Annotated in this window: 13 protein-coding genes; 2 read left to right on the top strand and 11 right to left on the bottom strand. The window is 34.3% G+C overall.

Annotation, left to right across the window (positions count from 1 at the left end; genetic code table 11):
- Positions 1-14 precede the first annotated feature (14 nt).
- Entirely contained in the window at positions 15-1454 is a 1440-nt protein-coding gene (locus ACFO3N_RS22975; RefSeq protein WP_379801203.1) for a glycoside hydrolase family 28 protein, read from the bottom strand.
- Positions 1455-1742: 288 nt separating this feature from the next.
- Here ACFO3N_RS22975 and ACFO3N_RS22970 point away from each other — a divergent pair, with 288 nt between their 5' ends.
- The gene (locus ACFO3N_RS22970; RefSeq protein ID WP_250836452.1) at positions 1743-2771 is read left to right on the top strand and encodes a LacI family DNA-binding transcriptional regulator; all 1029 of its coding nucleotides are present in this window, start codon (positions 1743-1745) and stop codon (positions 2769-2771) included.
- 313 nt (positions 2772-3084) lie between these two features.
- Here the strand turns inward: ACFO3N_RS22970 and ACFO3N_RS22965 are convergent, their stop codons facing one another.
- From ACFO3N_RS22965 to ACFO3N_RS22930, 8 genes are all read right to left on the bottom strand, one after another.
- The gene (locus ACFO3N_RS22965; protein WP_379801201.1) at positions 3085-4707 is read right to left on the bottom strand and encodes a UxaA family hydrolase; all 1623 of its coding nucleotides are present in this window, start codon (positions 4705-4707) and stop codon (positions 3085-3087) included.
- 214 nt (positions 4708-4921) lie between these two features.
- Positions 4922-6367, bottom strand: a complete 1446-nt coding sequence (locus tag ACFO3N_RS22960; protein WP_379801199.1) for a tagaturonate reductase — start codon at positions 6365-6367, stop codon at positions 4922-4924.
- A gap of 220 nt (positions 6368-6587) precedes the next feature.
- Positions 6588-7256, bottom strand: a complete 669-nt coding sequence (locus tag ACFO3N_RS22955) for a bifunctional 4-hydroxy-2-oxoglutarate aldolase/2-dehydro-3-deoxy-phosphogluconate aldolase (protein ID WP_379801197.1) — start codon at positions 7254-7256, stop codon at positions 6588-6590.
- A gap of 13 nt (positions 7257-7269) precedes the next feature.
- Positions 7270-8292, bottom strand: coding sequence for a PfkB family carbohydrate kinase (locus tag ACFO3N_RS22950; protein WP_379801195.1), 1023 nt, complete (start codon positions 8290-8292; stop codon positions 7270-7272).
- Between the two features lie 178 nt (positions 8293-8470).
- Positions 8471-9871 (bottom strand): glucuronate isomerase, encoded by a 1401-nt coding sequence (gene uxaC / locus ACFO3N_RS22945; protein ID WP_202004520.1) that lies wholly within the window; start codon positions 9869-9871, stop codon positions 8471-8473.
- 24 nt (positions 9872-9895) lie between these two features.
- Entirely contained in the window at positions 9896-10687 is a 792-nt protein-coding gene (locus ACFO3N_RS22940; protein ID WP_379801192.1) for a gluconate 5-dehydrogenase, read from the bottom strand.
- A gap of 1 nt (position 10688) precedes the next feature.
- Positions 10689-11528, bottom strand: a complete 840-nt coding sequence (kduI, locus tag ACFO3N_RS22935) for a 5-dehydro-4-deoxy-D-glucuronate isomerase (protein ID WP_250836458.1) — start codon at positions 11526-11528, stop codon at positions 10689-10691.
- Positions 11529-11626: 98 nt separating this feature from the next.
- Positions 11627-13096: an MFS transporter gene (locus ACFO3N_RS22930; protein WP_379801189.1), complete on the bottom strand. Its 1470-nt coding sequence runs from the start codon at positions 13094-13096 to the stop codon at positions 11627-11629.
- 409 nt (positions 13097-13505) lie between these two features.
- Here ACFO3N_RS22930 and ACFO3N_RS22925 point away from each other — a divergent pair, with 409 nt between their 5' ends.
- Positions 13506-14444 (top strand): alpha/beta hydrolase, encoded by a 939-nt coding sequence (locus ACFO3N_RS22925; protein ID WP_379801187.1) that lies wholly within the window; start codon positions 13506-13508, stop codon positions 14442-14444.
- Between the two features lie 90 nt (positions 14445-14534).
- Here ACFO3N_RS22925 and ACFO3N_RS22920 read toward each other — a convergent pair whose 3' ends face one another.
- Together ACFO3N_RS22920 and ACFO3N_RS22915 are read right to left on the bottom strand one after the other, a co-directional pair.
- Positions 14535-15911, bottom strand: a complete 1377-nt coding sequence (locus tag ACFO3N_RS22920) for a PepSY-associated TM helix domain-containing protein (protein WP_379801185.1) — start codon at positions 15909-15911, stop codon at positions 14535-14537.
- 135 nt (positions 15912-16046) lie between these two features.
- Positions 16047-17279, bottom strand: a complete 1233-nt coding sequence (locus ACFO3N_RS22915; protein WP_379801183.1) for a DUF4374 domain-containing protein — start codon at positions 17277-17279, stop codon at positions 16047-16049.
- Positions 17280-17291 lie beyond the last annotated feature (12 nt).

Here is a 17291-nt window from a genome sequence, read left to right as displayed (position 1 = left end):
TTAATTGATAGTGTTTAATTGTTGATAGATTCTACTTTTTTCTCATTAATATAGGTATTTATAAAATTTATGTTTTTTACGTTTTTTAATAAATAAACAGAATCTACTTTCTGGATTTTTACATTTTTTAGTGTGATATTCTCCACTGGAGATGCTGCATAACCTTCTGCCCAAACACTGTATTTTCCACCGTTTTTTACAGTTACATTCTCTAAGCTTACATTTCTGATTACTGGAATAAAGTTTCCTGTTTGAGATCCGTACACATTGTAAAACATGTTTAGTTTTAAAACACATTCTTTTACAGTTCCCACTTCTAGATTTCGCACATATACATTTTCTATAACTCCTCCTCTTTTCGAATTGGTTTTGATACGAATGGCACGATCCAAATGCGGACTATCCATAACACAATTTTCGACAAAAACATTATTTACTCCTGCCGAAATTTCGCTTCCAATTACAACACCGCCGTGGCCATCGATCATTTTGCAGTTTTGTACAATAATATTTTTACTTGGTATTGCCACTCTTCTTCCGTCTCCGTCACGTCCTGCTTTAATAGCAATACAATCATCCCCTGTATTGAAAGTGCAGTTTTTTATTAAAATATTCTGCGAATATTCTGGATCGCAACCATCATTATTAGGACCATGGCTATTAACCGTTACTCCGTCAATAATCATGTTGTTTGTTTTTATAGGGTGTAAAATCCAAAAAGGCGAATTAATAATTTTTACATCTTTAATTAAAGCCGTATTACATTCAAAAAACTCGATAAAATTTGGTCTTAAATAACGTCCTTCACCAAAAATTCTTTCTGAAACTGGAATTCCTTTTTCTGCCATGTCTACCAAAACTTCACGGTTCGTTGGATCGTTTTGAGACGGAATCCCTTTCTTCCACCCATAATCTTTTCCTCCAGACCAGATCCACCAATTGGTGTTGTCTGCTTGACCGTTTAAGGTTCCTTTTCCTGTAATGGCAATATTGGTTTTGTTTTTTGCGTAAACAAGCGGTGAGAAATTCATTAATTCTGTTCCCTCCCAAGAAGTATGAACGATAGGGTAATCTTTTGGATTTAAACTGAAAAGAATCTCCGCATGATCCTCTAAATGCAGATTAACGTTATTTTCTAAATGAATAGCTCCAGTTAAATATTTTCCGTTTGGAACCAAAACTTTTCCTCCACCATTTTTTGAACATTCTTGTATTGCCTTTTGGAAAGCCAAAGTGTTTAACGTTTTTCCATCTGCAATAGCACCAAAATCATTTATGTTATATACTTTATCTGAGAAATGGGTTTGAGGAATGCTTTTTATCACTAAATCCATTCTTTTCCATGGATTCTCTGAAGAAATTGAAGAAGAATGTCTAGCGCACGATGCCATCAAAAGCCCTAAAGCAGCTAAAAAAAGAATCTTTTTAAATGTGATTGTCTTATTTGTAGTCATTTGCACAGATTTTTCTTATTTGAATATCAAAAACATCATATTTTATGTAATCGATTACACGAAAGTAGAAAAATTGTTCTAAGAGACCAAATTAATTTAGAAAAAAATTATATATTTAATTTTTATTACAAAAATTAATTACATTTAATGCAAAAAATTAGATAATTTATTATCATTGTAAAATCTAAAACGTTTGAGTTTTTCAATACGGTAATCGATAACAATTTTTATTAAGTAATGAAAAAAAATGTACTTTTGTCTAAAAATAATCCGAAAAACTTTTTTTGAATGAGTGAAAAAGTAACTATTTACGATATTGCTGAAAAATTAAACATCACGGCTGCAACTGTTTCCAGAGCGTTAAACAATAATCCCAAAATAAAGGAAGCGACGCGAGAATTGGTAATCAAAACTGCTGCTGCGATGAACTATAAGCAAAACAAACTTGCTTTAGCTTTAAAAAGCGGTCGAAGTAATAATATCGGAGTTATTGTTCCGCGTATTGACAGCAATTTTTTCGCTTCTGTAATTCGAGGAATCGAAGAAGAGCTTTATCCTCATGGCTATCAAGTTATCATTTGTCAGACGCATGAAAGCATTAAAAGAGAAAACGAAAACCTTCATACATTAGTAGATGCACAAGTAGACGGTATTATGATGTCGGTTACTGGTATTTCAGATGAGAATGATAGTGCATTCAGAAATGTATTAGAAAAAAATGTACCGCTGATCTTTTTTGATAGAAGCAAACACATTGATGGCGTAAGTTCTGTAACCATTAATGACTTTAAAGGCGGTTATTTAGCAACTAAACACTTAATAGATGAAGGTTGCAGAAATATTGCCCATTTCTCTGGAGATCAATCGTTAGACATTTTCAAAAACAGGTTTTTAGGATACAAACAAGCTTTATTGGATAACGGACTTCCTTTTAACGAAGAGTATGTTATTTTTACTAAAAGTAGCGTAGAGGCCGGTAAAGATGCTGTGGATAAACTTTTACAGTTAGAAACTCCGCCAGATGCTATTTTTTCTTCGAGTGATTTCGCTGCTTTAGGAGCAATACAGGAGTTAAAAGAACGAAATATCAGTATTCCAAGTGAGTTTTGTGTTGCAGGTTTCAGTAACGAACCTTTTACAAAATTCATGGAATTATCGATTACCTCTGTAGATCAGTCACCACTGGAAATGGGAAGAATGTCTGCTCGTGTTTTCTTAGAACAGGTAGACAAAACAGATACCATTAAAATAGAAAAGAAAGTTGTTCTTGCACCAGAATTACATATTCGCAAATCCTCTACACGAACTAATTTTTAATATTTTTTACCATATAAGTTATATAAGCCCGTTTTTGAATGGGCTTTTTTTATGAAAGCTTCGGAGAAGCGAAATATTTATAGCAAAAGATTAACCGGTTACAACATAAAGCTCCAGAGGAGCTACATATATTTAGGTTTCAAAAAAATATGTCGCTCCTCTGGAGCTTTATTCTCGATGACTATTTTTATCTATAAATATTTCGCTTCTCCGAAGTTTTCTCAAAAAAAAAGACGCACTATATTGTGCGTCTCCTATATAAACCTTTGTCACTTTGTATCTCTGTACCTTTGTACCTTTGTATCTAAAAAACTTAAAGCGACACCCCTCTTTTCCAAGGAATAAAATCGTTCTGATTTAAAATAGCAGCTTTTGTTTTAATGTTACCGCTGGCAACATCAATAATAAATTCTAACATTTCATCGGCCATTTCATCAATTGATTTTTCTCCAGTGATAATTCCACCCGTATCAATATCGATAATATCAGACATTTTGTTTGCTAATTGCGTGTTTGATGAAATCTTTACAACCGGTGCAATTGGGTTTCCTGTTGGAGTTCCTAATCCTGTTGTAAACAATACCATATTTGCTCCAGAACCCACCATTGCAGTAGTACATTCTACGTCATTTCCTGGTGTACATAACAATGTAAAGCCTGGTTCATTAATATATTCTCCATAATCAAAAACACCTGTAATTGGCGATGTTCCACCTTTTTTAGCAGCACCAGCCGATTTCATAGCATCTGTAATCAAACCGTCTTTAATGTTACCTGGAGACGGATTCATATCAAATCCTGAACCTGCATCAACAACTGTTTTTTCATACCATTTCATTAAGTCTAAGAAACGTTTCCCATCCTCATCATCTATACAACGATTTACTAATTCCTGCTCTACTCCACATAATTCAGGAAATTCAGAAAGAATTGTAGTTCCTCCCAAAGCAACTAAATGATCAGATAATACTCCCAATGTTGGGTTTGCAGAAATTCCAGAGAATCCGTCAGATCCACCACACTCTAAACCAATTCTTAGTTTAGATAATGGAGCTGGCTCTCTCTTAATTTCGTTTGCCTTTTTAATGGCTTCAAAAGTATCTTTTACTACACTGCTCAACATCGTCTCAATTGTCCCGATAGATTGCTGATCGTAAATTAAAACAGGCTTTTTACTGTTTGGATTAATGGCATCTAAAGCTTCTTTGAAAATTGAAATTTGAAGATTCTGACATCCTAAACTCAATACCGTTGCTCCTGCCACGTTTGGGTTATTTACATAACCAGCCAAAAGCTTCGCTAAACTGTGAGAATCCTGACGAATTCCACCACAACCACCTTGGTGCGTGATGAATTTAACTTCAATATTATTAAACAAGTTAGCATCGTTTGAAGCTTCTTGATTTCCTGCTCCACCCGTTTCTGATTTCACCAAAGAACGTAACAATAACTGATAATCGTTCTCTTTTGGTTTCATCAATTCTTTCTCAAAAATATCTTTTAAGATTTCGATGTTTCTGTTTTCACAAAAAACCAATGGAAAAAACAACCAAACATTTTCTGTTCCAACCTGCCCATCTTCTCTATGATAGCCCTGCCACGTTCTGTCTTTCCACTTGTCCACATTTGGAGCATTCCAGCCAATAGTTTCAGTTTTACCTGTAACTTTATCGCTTTCGTGTTTTACATTTGCAGTAGAAAGCAAACCGCCTTTTTCGATTCTAGAGCTTGCCTTTCCTACTAAAACACCATACATAATGATTCTGTCCCCTACATTAAAAGGAACCATTGCAATCTTATGTTTCATTTTCACATCAGACTCTACGGTAATTGATTGTCCTTCAAAATCAATCACTTCGCCTGCAGTAAGATCCACCAAAGCAACCGCTACATTGTCGGTTGGGTGAACTTTTATTAATTTTTTCTGCGTTGCCATAATTAACCTTTGTTCTTTGTTCTTTTTGTTTTTCTCTTATTTTGTCTGTTATGTGAAATTATTTTTTTCAATAATATTCACCAACTTAAATTTAAATCTGTGTAAATCTGCTTGAATCTGTATAAATCTGCGTGAAAAAATCGATGTCTAACAAATATTTCACGCAGATTTAAAAAGATTTTAGCAGATTAAATTAGATTTTTATCTAACGGATTTATTTTATTCTTTCTTGGAATTTTGCAAAACCAGCTTCAATTCCGTTTGAATCTATTTCTTCTAAAGCAATTGTAATTGCTCTTGTTAAACCTGGAATTTCAGTTAAATCCTGATCCCAGAAACCTTTGTTTTGTAATGTCAAACGAGCAATTTTCTCGTAATCATCAGACTTCCAAAGTCCGTTAAAGAACGTTGTAATATCTTCACCATCTTTAACTGGCAAACTTTGACCATTCCAAGTTCCTTTGTAGAAACGAATTAAGCTCGCTAATGAAAAAGTCAAATTAACAGGTAATTCTTTGTTTGCCTTATAATATCCTAATAAACTAGGCAAAACTCTTACTTTGAATTTCGATACAGAATTTAATGCAATATCAGCAAGTGCATGTTTGATAAATGGATTTTTAAATCGGTCCATTACTTCCTCAGAATAGGCCGTAATTTCATTTTTGTCCATATCAAGAGTTTCACTAATTTCACTAATAACGCTATTTACAAATTTTCCCGTAAAATCTCCGTTAACAGTTTCCATTACTAATTTATTGCCATGCAAAAGTGAAAAAGGAACCATTGCCGTATGCGCACCGTTTAAAATGCGAACTTTAATCATTTTAAAAGGACGTATATCATCAACGATTTTTACATTCAAATCTGTTTTGTGAAAAGGCAATTTTGCTTTTAGATCATCTCCACCTTCAATAGCCCAAAGGAAAAAAGGTTCAGCAGCAACAATTAAATTGTCCTCATAATCTAATTTATTATTGTATTCTTCAATTTCAGCTCTTGGATATCCAGGAACAATTCTGTCAACCAAAGTACTATGATACGTACAAGCATCTGATACCCAAGTTTTAAACGCATCCTCTAATTTCCATAAATCAACATATTGCAAAATATATTTTTTAAGCGTTTCAGAGTTATAATCAATTAATTCACAAGGAATTATTGTAACTCCTTTAGAAGCATCTCCACTAAAATGTTTAAATCTTTCATACAATAAAACCGTCAATTTTGCAGGAAATGACACTGGTGGCTGCATGTCTGGAGTATCACTTTCAATAAATTCAATTCCAGCTTCTGTAGTATTAGAAACAATAAACTGAAGTTCTTCTTCTTTGGCTAAAGCCAAATAATTTGCAAATTCAGTATATGGGTTTATAGTTTTTACAATATTATTAATTAACTGAATATCTTGTATCTTTTCACCTTTTTTGATTCCGTTCATAAACAAGGTATAAAGACCGTCCTGATCCTTAATCATATTTACCATACCGTCTTTCAAAGGCTGAACTACTGCAATACCGGCATTAAAATCAACTTCTTTATTTAATTTGTCAAAAGCATAATCAACAAAGGCTCTTAAAAAGTTACCTTCTCCAAACTGAACTACCTTAATTGGCTGTAACTTTTCTAATCCTGTATTTATTCTATTTAATTTTTTCATTTTAAATTTTCTTTAATGCGTTATAAATAACCATTTACAAACCTTATTTCTTCATTTCTGCCTTTAAAATTGTAAAAGAAGCATCACACTCGATTGAGTAAAATAAAATCTGCTGTGAGGAATGGCGGACTCCATTTTTCAAGCGTAATGCTCTATTACAATCTCTAAAAATCTAAAAAAAACTTATAAAATAAGGAGTTAGGCATGATTACCCCTTAATCTATTTTTTAATATCTTTTATAATGTCAAGAACTTGTTTCACTTTTACAGTTAGTCCGTCGAAGTCTTTGTTATCCAAAATATCTTTTGAAATTAATTGCGAACCTAAACCAACACAAGTTGCACCGGCATTTAACCATGAACTCAAACTTTCAACCGTTGGATAAACGCCTCCTGTCGGCATAATGTTTGTCCACGGACATGGGCCTTTGATCGCTTTAATAAACTCTGGCCCGTAAGTATCAGCTGGAAATAATTTTACGATTTCACAGCCTAATTCTTCTGCTCTTGCTATTTCTGTCAAAGTACCACAGCCTGGTGACCAAAGCACTTTTCTGCGATTACAAGCTATAGCTATATCTTCTCTAAAAACTGGTGTTACAATAAAATTTGCTCCTAAACTCATGTATAATGAAGCCGAAGCTGCATCTGTAATAGAACCAACTCCTAGAATCATTCCTGGTAGTTCAGCCAAAGCATATTTATTTAATGCTCCGAAAACTTCATGAGCAAAATCACCTCGGCTTGTAAATTCCATTAATCTGGAACCTCCGCCATAACAGGCTTTTAAAACTTTCTTACTCAACTCAATATCAGAATGAAAAAACAACGGAACCATACCATTTTCTTTCATTGTCTGAACTACTTCAATTCTTGAATATTTTGCCATTTTTATTTTAAAATTATCTTGATACTAATGCAGAACCATCACCATCAATCATATTTTCAACTTCTTTTAAAGTAACCAAGTTATAATCTCCTGCAATTGTATGTTTTAAACAACAAGCTGCAACTGCAAAATCTAATGCTCTTTGGTTATTATTTTGATATTCCAATAAACCATAAATTAATCCGCCCATGAAAGCATCTCCGCTTCCTACGCGGTCTACAACTGGTGTAACTTCTTTTACTTTTGCACTGTAAATTGATTTTCCATCAAATAAAATTCCGCCAATTCTTTGGTGCGAAGCACTTACAGAGTAACGTAACGTTGTTGCTGCAATCTGTAGATTCGGAATCAATTCAAACAATTTATCGTATACAGCTGGAAGTGATTTTTCGTCCTGATAATTCGGATTTACTTTCGGAATTCCTAACATGAAATATGCGGTATCGATATCTCCTAAAATCACATTGCTGTATTTTAGCATTTCTGGCATAACTTCGCTTGGCGTTTTACCGTATTGCCAAAGTTTTGATCTATAGTTTAAATCGCATGAAATTTTAATTCCTTTTTTATGAGCGACTTTAATCGCTTCTAAACAAGCTTCTGCTGCACTTTCTGAAATCGCTGGTGTAATACCGCTCCAGTGAAACCATTCAGCTCCTTCCAATACTTTTTCCCAGTCAACTTGTCCTTTTTGGATAGTTGACATAGCACTATGAGCACGATCATAAACGACATTACTTCCGCGAGTTCCTGCACCTGTTTCTAAGAAATAAATTCCTAAACGCTCTCCTCCGTAAACAATGTTTTTAGATTCGACATTCATTTTTCTGATTTCTTTTAATGCAGAAAAACCAATTTCATTTTCAGGTAATCTTGAAACAAATTCGGCATTTACACCATAATTTGCCAGAGAAACACAAACATTAAATTCTCCGCCACCATACGTAGCACCAAATGCTGTAGATTGCGAAAAACGCAAATGTCTTTCTGTCGATAAACGCAGCATGATTTCTCCAAATGCAACTACTCTACTCATATTATCTTTTTTAAATTTTACCATTAAGGCATTAAGAAAATTAAGCTTTACTTTATGTTCTCTTTGCTATTAAAGGTTAAGTTTATTAAGCCCACTCGCTTAATTATCTTTATTATTTAAGTAACTATTTATTAAACCAAAAACTTAATTTTCTTAATGTCTTAATGGTTAAAAAAAATTAAAATTTAAAATATTCTTTAGCGTTATTGTATGAAATATCAGAAACTAATTTTCCAATCCATTCCATATCGTTTGGAAGCTCTCCTCTTTTGATTTCGTCTCCCAAAAGATTACATAAAATACGTCTGAAATATTCGTGTCTTGGGAACGATAAGAAACTCCTAGAATCTGTTAGCATTCCAACAAAACAGCTAATTAAGCCCATGTTTGAAAGCGCATTCAATTGTTTTGTCATTCCATCTTTCTGATCTAAAAACCACCATCCTGAACCAAATTGTACTTTTCCGCGAACGCTTCCGTCGTTGAAGTTTCCAATCATCGTTGCCATAACTTCGTTATCAGCAGGATTTAGGTTATAGATAATCGTTTTAGTCAATTTATCTTTACTGTCTAAAGCATTTAAGAAAGCAGATAATTTTTGTGCTTGCGGATAATCTCCAATAGAATCCCATCCTGTATCTGGACCTAAGATCCTGTGCATACGCGCATTGTTGTTACGCAATGCACCTAAGTGAAATTGTTGCACCCATCCAAACTCATGATAAGTTTCTGATAAGAAAACTAAAATGGCACTATGGAATTTTAAAACTTCTTCTGGTGACAATTCGCCATTTTCTCTTTTCTTTTTGAAAATAGCATTTACTTCACTTTCAGTAAAATTCTCAAAATCAATTTGATTCAATCCGTGATCACTTAATTTACATCCGTTTGCATTAAAGAATTCGATTCTTTTTCTTAATGCAGACTGTAAATCAGCATAAGTGTTAATTGCAATACCGGACACATCCCCTAATGTGTCCAGATATGCATTATAACCATCATTAGCAATTAAGATGGCTTTGTCAGGTCTGAAAGCCGTACTCATTTTGATTCCAGTCGAATTATTCGCGAATTTTTGGTGAAATTCTAACGAATCGATTGGATCTTCTGTAGTACAAACCAATTCAGCATTTACTTTTTTAAGAAGGTTTTGTGTGCTGTACGCTTGAGAATTTATTTTTTCTGAAGTTTCGATATAGATTTTCTCTGCAGATTTCTCATTCAACAAATCATAAATATCAAAATAACGAGCCAATTCTAAATGCGTCCAGTGATACAAAGGGTTACGCATAGTATACGGAACCGTTTTTCCCCAGTTTAAGAACTTATCTTTATCTGAACCATTTCCGGTTACAAACTGCTCGTTGATTCCTAAAGTACGCATTGCACGCCATTTGTAGTGGTCACCATTAATCCAAACTTGCGTAATATTATCGAAGATTTTATCTTCGGCAATAAACTGTGGATTTAAGTGATTATGGTAATCAATAATCGGCTGATTTTTAGAGTAATTATGGTACAACTCTTCAGCATATTTATTTTCTAATAAAAAATTATCGTGTATGAATTTCTGGCTCATGTCTTTTAAAATATAATTTGAAAATTATTCTTCGTTTGAAGGTTTTCCGATTGTTGCAAGGATTCCACCGTCAACATATAAAATGTGACCGTTTACGAAATCACTCGCTTTTGATGATAAAAATATTGCTGCTCCAGCCAAATCGCTAGGATCCCCCCATTTTGCTGCCGGTGTTCTGCTGATAATAAAATCATTAAATGGATGTCCATCTACACGAATTGGTTTTGTCTGTTCTGTAGCAAAATATCCAGGACCGATTCCGTTAATCTGAACATTGTATTTTGCCCATTCTGTTGCCATGTTTTTAGTTAGCATTTTCAAGCCTCCTTTTGCAGCAGCATAAGCAGAAACGGTATTTCTACCCAACTCGCTCATCATAGAGCAAATGTTGATGATTTTTCCTTGTTTTCTTTCAATCATTCCTTTTGCAACATGCTTAGAAACGATAAACGGACTTACAAGATCAATATCTACTACTTCTCTGAAATCTGATACTTCCATATCCAAAAGCGGAATTCTCTTGATAATTCCTGCATTATTGATTAAAATATCGATTGGTCCAACTTCGCTTTCAATTTTCGCAACAGCCGCTTTAACTTCTTGTTCTTCTGTTACATTAAATTTGTAACCCACTGCATTGATGCCTTCACTTTTTAATTCTGCTACAGCATTGTCAATTTTTTCTTGAGAAGAATTTCCGTTAACCACAATTGTTGCACCCGCCTGACCTAATCCTTTTGCCATTGCCATTCCCAGTCCGTGTGTACTTCCCGTGATCAAAGCAACTTTTCCTTTTATATCAAATAAATTTGTCATCTTATCTTAAATCAGTGATTTTACAAACATCCATATCTCCGTAATCTAAGTTCTCACCAGCCATTCCCCAGATAAATGTGTAATTGCTAGTTCCTGAACCTGAGTGAATAGACCAAGGCGGAGAAATTACCGCCTGATGATTGTTCATCCAGATATGTCTTGTTTCTTGCGGCTGTCCCATAAAGTGACAAACTGCTTGATTTTCTGGAATGTCTAAATAGAAATAAACCTCCATTCTACGATCGTGAACGTGTGCCGGCATTGTATTCCAAACGCTTCCTGGTTTTAATTCCGTCATTCCCATTTGCAATTGGCAAGTGGTTACTACGCTTCCAATAATCATTTGGTTTACTGTACGGTGATTTGCCGTTTCCATTGTCCCTAATTGTAATTTATTAGCTTCAGCTAAACTTACTTTCTTAGTTGGATAAGTGGTATGCGCTGGTGCAGAGTTTAAATAGAATTTAGCAGGATTATTTTTGTCATCGCTTTTAAAAACCACCTCTTTATTTCCAGCTCCGATATACAAAGCATCTTTAAAACCTAACTCATAAGTTGTTCCTTCTACCACAACCGAACCACTTCCTCCAACATTGATGATCCCTAATTCTCTTCTTTCTAAAAAGTAAGGAGCTTTAAGCGGATCAATAGTTTCTAAAGCTAAATCGCCTTTTACAGGAACTGCAGAACCTGCAATGTATCTGTCGTAGTGTGAATAAACCAATACAACTTCATCTTCCTGCATTAAGTCATCAATTAAGAATTCTTCTCTCAATTGCTGTGTATCATACTTTTTTACTGCTTCAGGGCTTGACGCGTATCTTGAACTATATTTTGTCATAATTTTAAATTAATGTAATCGATTGCACAAAATTATATTTTTATATTTAAATAGCATAATTGAAACGAAAAAAATATTTCAATTCTATTCATTTTTCTTTATAAATCAGTGATTGGGCTATATTTAGGAACCAATGATTTCATTACAATCCAACCCGTTAAGTAACAAACAGCACAAATGGAGAAAATAATAAAATATCCAGCCTCAATTCCTTTGAATCCCATAAAAACCATATTGGTATCTTTTGCATAATCAAACAATACTCCCGATCCTTTATTAATCAATGTTGAACCCACACCGCCTGCTAAACCTCCAATTCCTGTAATGGTTGCAATGGCTTTTTTAGGAAACATATCTCCTACTGTTGTAAAAATATTTGCTGACCAAGATTGGTGAGCCGCACCTGCAATTCCGATGATAATTACCGGAACCCAGTAACTAATATATCCTAAAGGCTGTGCGATTAAAGCTAACAATGGGAAAAATGCAAAAATTAGCATCGCTCTCATTCTTCCTTCGTACGGATTCATTCCTTTTTTCTCTACAAAATAAGTTGGAAGCCATCCTCCAATAATAGACAATAATGTAATCATGTAAAGTACAAATAATGGCAACGCTGCTTCTGTAGAATCCATTCCGTAAACAGAACTTAAATACGCTGGAGTCCAGAACAAAAAGAACCACCAAACACCATCTGTCATGAATTTACCAAATGCAAAAGCCCACGTTTGTTTGTATTTAAAACATTCCATTAAAGAAACTTTTGAAGTCGTTTCTGGAACATAACCAACTAATTTACTGTCGGCAATATCATCTTGCTGAATATAAGCTAATTCTTCTGCCGTAACTTTAGAATGTTTCTCTGGCTTATCATACATAAACATCCAGAATCCCATCCAAACGAATCCTAAAGCTCCGATGATAATGAAAGACATTTCCCAACCGAAAGATTTTGCAATAAACGGAATTGTAATGGGTGCTGCTAAAGCTCCAACTGTTGCTCCTGCATTGAAAATACTAGTTGCAAAAGCTCTGTCTTTTTTAGGGAAATATTCTGCTGTAGTTTTAATTGCCGCAGGAAAGTTCCCTGCTTCTCCCACTGCTAAAACGAAACGAGCAAAAATAAATAAAGCCACACTTACATTGATTACCAATGCCGTATCGCTTATTGTGCTGATTATTTCTTTTGAACCGTGAAACCCTACAAACCATTCTCCTGTAATAATTCCAGAAGTTGCGATACCGCAGAAAGCATGAAGACAAGCTCCTACAGACCAAATTCCGATTGCCCAAAGAAATCCCTTTTTAGTATCTAACCAATCTACAAATCTTCCTGCAAACAATAATGATACTGCGTAAAAAATAGAAAATAAAGCGGTAATATTCCCGTAGTCGTTATTGGTCCAGTGAAATTCTGGCGCAATAAAATCACTCCAAGTTAAGGAAAGCACTTGTCTGTCCAAATAATTGATTGTAGTCGCAAAAAAAAGCAATGCACAAATGCTCCAGCGGTATTTTCCTGTGGTTTTTACACTTTGATTTACTGCAACAGTTTCGGTTTGATTCATAGTAAGTGGGTATTATAGTTTTTGAAATTCTTGGTTATCTTAAAAGACTATATTTACTGCTTTCTAAAAATATTAAAATCAATAAATTAACACCTTCAAAGAAAAATAATGTAATCGATTGCACAAATATAGTTTTTAATCTGTACAATCCAAATAATATTGTATAAAAAATTATTTTAGCTCCTTAAATAAATACATTATATAAAAAAAAGAATACAAAATTACACATTAAACAATATATTTGTTAAAAGCCAACAGGTGAAATTCATCCTTTTTAAGGGGTAAAATTGTCCTGAAATTTGCAATTAAAAAAGAATTATTCATCAATTTTGGGTAATTTACGCCATCAGTTGTATTTTTTTGAAGCAGAAACCGTATCGTATTACAAACCAAATAATTATAAATTAAATTGAAAACTACAAGAACACAATTTTCAAGAGGAATCACATTGAGTTTTCTTCTTTTTTCGGGGCTATTTTCTATGAATGCGCAAAATCAAGTAATCCCGTTATGGGATAAAATTCCAGATGAAGTAAAAGCAGCCAATTATAAAGAAAAACCAGAATTAAAAGATGGAAAATTACAAAGTACAAGTCAGGTTTCTGTTCCTACTTTGAGCATTTTTATTCCAAAAGCAACAAAACCAAATCAGACTGCTGTTATAATTTGTCCGGGTGGCGGCTACACGCATTTGGCTTTTGACAAAGAAGGAACAAAAGTCGCTGAATGGTTTAATAGTTTAGGGATTACGGCATTTGTCTTAAAATACAGAATGCCAACTGATTTAACGATGAAAAACAAAAACGTTGGGCCTTTGCAAGATGCTCAGGAAGCCATTCGCTACGTTAGACAAAATGCTTCAAAATGGAATATTGATCCTAATAAGGTTGGAATTTTAGGTTTTTCTGCTGGAGGACATTTGGCCTCAACGGCATCAACTCATTATGATGATAAAGTTTATGAATCTGCTTATAAAGTAAGCGCACGTCCCGATTTTTCATTGTTGATTTATCCTGTGATTTCTATGGAAAATGAAATTACGCATAAAGGTTCTCAAACCAATCTGCTTGGAGAAAATCCATCAAAAGAGTTAATCGATTCTTTTTCGAACGAAAAGAAAGTAACTTCTCAAACGCCACCTACTTTCTTAATTCATGCTACAGATGATACGGTTGTTATACCAGAAAACAGTATTAATTACTATTTGGCATTAAAGAAAAATGGCGTTTCAGCAGAGTTGCATATCTATGAAAAAGGCGGTCACGGATTTGGATTAGGCGTTGTCGACACTAGCAAATTCTGGACTAGAGATTGTGCTGAATGGCTCAAATCAAACGGATATAATTAAAAAACAGAAAGGCAAAACTTTTACAAGTTTTGCCTTTTATCAAAAAAAAAAAAAAACAAAAAAGGAATTATAAAAACCGATTTAATATGTTTAAGCAGTAATCTCTTGTTCTGCTGTATTTTTCAATTTAGGAGCGGGAATTGCTTTACTTGCCACTTTTGGTTTTGCAGCAGGTTTCTTTTTGCCAAATTTCTGTTTTCCCCACCAGATAATAAATCCTGTAATAGGTAAGCTGGCAGAAATTAAACTGGCCAAAAATGCAATAATTTTACCCGTAAGTCCAAGAACGCTTCCTACGTGAATATCGTAATTCATACGTCGGATTTTGTCTGGAATATTCGCTTCGATATACTTTCCTGAAAAAGGAGTTTTTATCGAAATTTCCTTCAGGCTTTGCTGATCAAAACTATATCGATCCATGTTGTAAAAAGTGTGTTTCTGTTTGTAAACAAAAGCACCAATCGGATCTGCAGGTTTCCCTGGAATACTAATCATGATTCCAGCTGCCTGAGGATTTTCTTTTCTTAAATTCAATAAAACTTTATCCGCTGTTGTGATATTAAACTCTTTTACATTGGTTGTATCAGATTTTGGAGATTCGCGGTTTTCAACCAGTGGTTTTCCTCCAGAAGTTACCCAATACAAAGATTTACTCCACCATCCAAAACTCCACACTAAGCCTGTTACGGCAATAAAAAACAGGAAAATACAGCTGTAAAAACCAAATACATTATGCATGTCATAATTGACACGTTTAAAGCTGGCATCCCATTTAATTTTAAAACTTTTATCTATAATGGACTTAGTCCATTTGGTTGGCCACCATAAAACGATGCCCGAAATTAATAATACAACGAAAATTAAAACTGCAACTCCAACGATCGGTCTTCCAATATCGTAAGGAAGCCACAAAGCACGGTGTCCGTTTAAAATCCATCTGAAAAAATCTGGTGAGTCTCCTCTAGAAAAAGTCTTCACATTTAACACTTCACCCGTATATGGATTCATATAAACGCTTATAAAAGTTCCTTGTCTTCTTCCTCCTTTACCCTTCTTTTCCTTTCCTTTTCCTTTTTCACCAGGTTTTCCTTGAGGTTTCAGTTCCGATTTTGCCTTTTCTTTATTTTGGGCTAGATCTTTTCTTCTTTCTTCTCTTTTTTGTTCTCCTTTTTCACCACGACCTCCTCTTTCACCTTCTTCTTTTTTCTCAACAAAATAACCCACAATCGCAGCTTCATCTTTTGCACCAAAAGTTACACTGGTAGCTTTTTTATCTTTCATTCTTTTATCTGCAATCGAAACCAATTGCGATGGCAGTAAAAATGCTTCTTTCTGAGGCTTTACAAAGCGCCAGTCTTCAATAAAATCTTTTATTTCATTTTCGAAAACATAAATACAACCCGTAAGACTGACAATAACTACAATGATTCCAGATGCCAAACCCAGCCACAAGTGCAGCCAAGCCATGATGCGCTTAAAAAGCGACTTTTTACTTTTTTTCTTATTATTTGGTTTTGAAGAAGAAAACATAATTGGATAGATAAATAGGATAAATAAAAAAACCGCAAGTCCTCATAAAAAAGGACTTACGGCAAAAAAATATTAGTATTTTAATTTTTGGATTGCAGTAATTTGTCCGCCTTCAACTTTCATACCTTTTGTTGCAACAGCACTTGTACCGTTGATTGAGTAAATCCAGTTTCCGTCAGGAGTATTAATACCTACAATTGCAGAGCTTCCATCTTCTGAAGTAATATTGTAACGGCTAGTTACAGAAGTTAATGTTTCTGGAGCACCTGTTACCCAAGTAAATGTTTGGTTGTAAACATCTGCAATTGCCATTTTAACTGCACCGTTGTTTTTTCCAACATTTCCGTACATTAACAATAAGAATTTACCTTTTGAAATGTAGCTTGTAGAAGAAATTTTATATCCTCCAGATTTTTCTTGAACATTAAAGAAGTACGATTGATCAAACTCTGTAGTTCCTTTTTTGATTCTCACAACCGCAGACGGTTTTGTAGAAGTCATTACAGCATTGCTTGTAGCAATCGCTCCAGAGAAACCGTAAGCATCTCCATTTTCATCTTGGAATAATCCGTTTGTAAAATAAGCACCTAAATAACTTGTACGGTTATCTTTGATTACTTTTTCTAACTTCAATTCTGGGTAGTTGTAAACAGCAACCCAAGTACTATCTGGATTTGCAGTTCCGAAGTTGTCTACACCGTCTCCTTTAATACTCATATAAGGCATATACACTTTATCTCCCACTTGAGTTGCCCAAGTAAAGAAAGCTCTTTCTCCATTTTTAGCCAACACTTTAGTGTCTTGTTGCGCTTCACCTGTAATAAGTGATTTTGTAGCATCAATTTTGTACATAGAAGCAATAGAAGCACCACTTCTTGGAACTTTAATCGTTAAAATATCTTGGTTTACAGCAGCAAATACGTGTACCGTTTCTGCTTGAAAATCAGATTTTTTAACTAGTTTTCCTTCAGAGTTTAGGTTATAAGTGGTAACAGCTCCTGGATTTCCTTGTCCGTAAAGTAAACTAAAGAAATTGTTTTGTGCTGTAATGTAATAACGATATGTTCCGTCTTGCTCCAATCCGTTTCCTGTAGTTGTGATAACTCCAGCAGATACATCGTCTGCAGTTAATAAATAATCTGCAATTCCTGCTGCACCAGTTGTTGCAGTAATAATATATTTCGTTTTTCCTGTATCGTTTCCTCCGCCAGTTTCACCTCCTGATTTATCAGAATCACTGCTGCAAGAAAATGCTGTAAAAGCTAAAACAGCTGATAATAAAGCTAATGTTGTACTTTTTTTCATTGTATTATGGTG

The organism is Flavobacterium chungangensis, from assembly GCF_042654045.1.
In the GTDB taxonomy this organism is placed as follows: Bacteria; Bacteroidota; Bacteroidia; order Flavobacteriales; family Flavobacteriaceae; genus Flavobacterium; species Flavobacterium chungangensis.
This window is presented reverse-complemented; position numbering and strand designations above follow the sequence as displayed.

What these genes read in the sequence shown, in the direction of transcription:
- ACFO3N_RS22975 (WP_379801203.1), bottom strand. Translation starts at nt 1,454, where the DNA reads ATGACTACAAATAAGACAATCACATTTAAAAAGATTCTTTTTTTAGCT.
- ACFO3N_RS22970 (WP_250836452.1), top strand. Translation starts at nt 1,743, where the DNA reads ATGAGTGAAAAAGTAACTATTTACGATATTGCTGAAAAATTAAACATC.
- ACFO3N_RS22965 (WP_379801201.1), bottom strand. Translation starts at nt 4,707, where the DNA reads ATGGCAACGCAGAAAAAATTAATAAAAGTTCACCCAACCGACAATGTA.
- ACFO3N_RS22960 (WP_379801199.1), bottom strand. Translation starts at nt 6,367, where the DNA reads ATGAAAAAATTAAATAGAATAAATACAGGATTAGAAAAGTTACAGCCA.
- ACFO3N_RS22955 (WP_379801197.1), bottom strand. Translation starts at nt 7,256, where the DNA reads ATGGCAAAATATTCAAGAATTGAAGTAGTTCAGACAATGAAAGAAAAT.
- ACFO3N_RS22950 (WP_379801195.1), bottom strand. Translation starts at nt 8,292, where the DNA reads ATGAGTAGAGTAGTTGCATTTGGAGAAATCATGCTGCGTTTATCGACA.
- uxaC (WP_202004520.1), bottom strand. Translation starts at nt 9,871, where the DNA reads ATGAGCCAGAAATTCATACACGATAATTTTTTATTAGAAAATAAATAT.
- ACFO3N_RS22940 (WP_379801192.1), bottom strand. Translation starts at nt 10,687, where the DNA reads ATGACAAATTTATTTGATATAAAAGGAAAAGTTGCTTTGATCACGGGA.
- kduI (WP_250836458.1), bottom strand. Translation starts at nt 11,528, where the DNA reads ATGACAAAATATAGTTCAAGATACGCGTCAAGCCCTGAAGCAGTAAAA.
- ACFO3N_RS22930 (WP_379801189.1), bottom strand. Translation starts at nt 13,096, where the DNA reads ATGAATCAAACCGAAACTGTTGCAGTAAATCAAAGTGTAAAAACCACA.
- ACFO3N_RS22920 (WP_379801185.1), bottom strand. Translation starts at nt 15,911, where the DNA reads ATGGCTTGGCTGCACTTGTGGCTGGGTTTGGCATCTGGAATCATTGTA.
- ACFO3N_RS22915 (WP_379801183.1), bottom strand. Translation starts at nt 17,279, where the DNA reads ATGAAAAAAAGTACAACATTAGCTTTATTATCAGCTGTTTTAGCTTTT.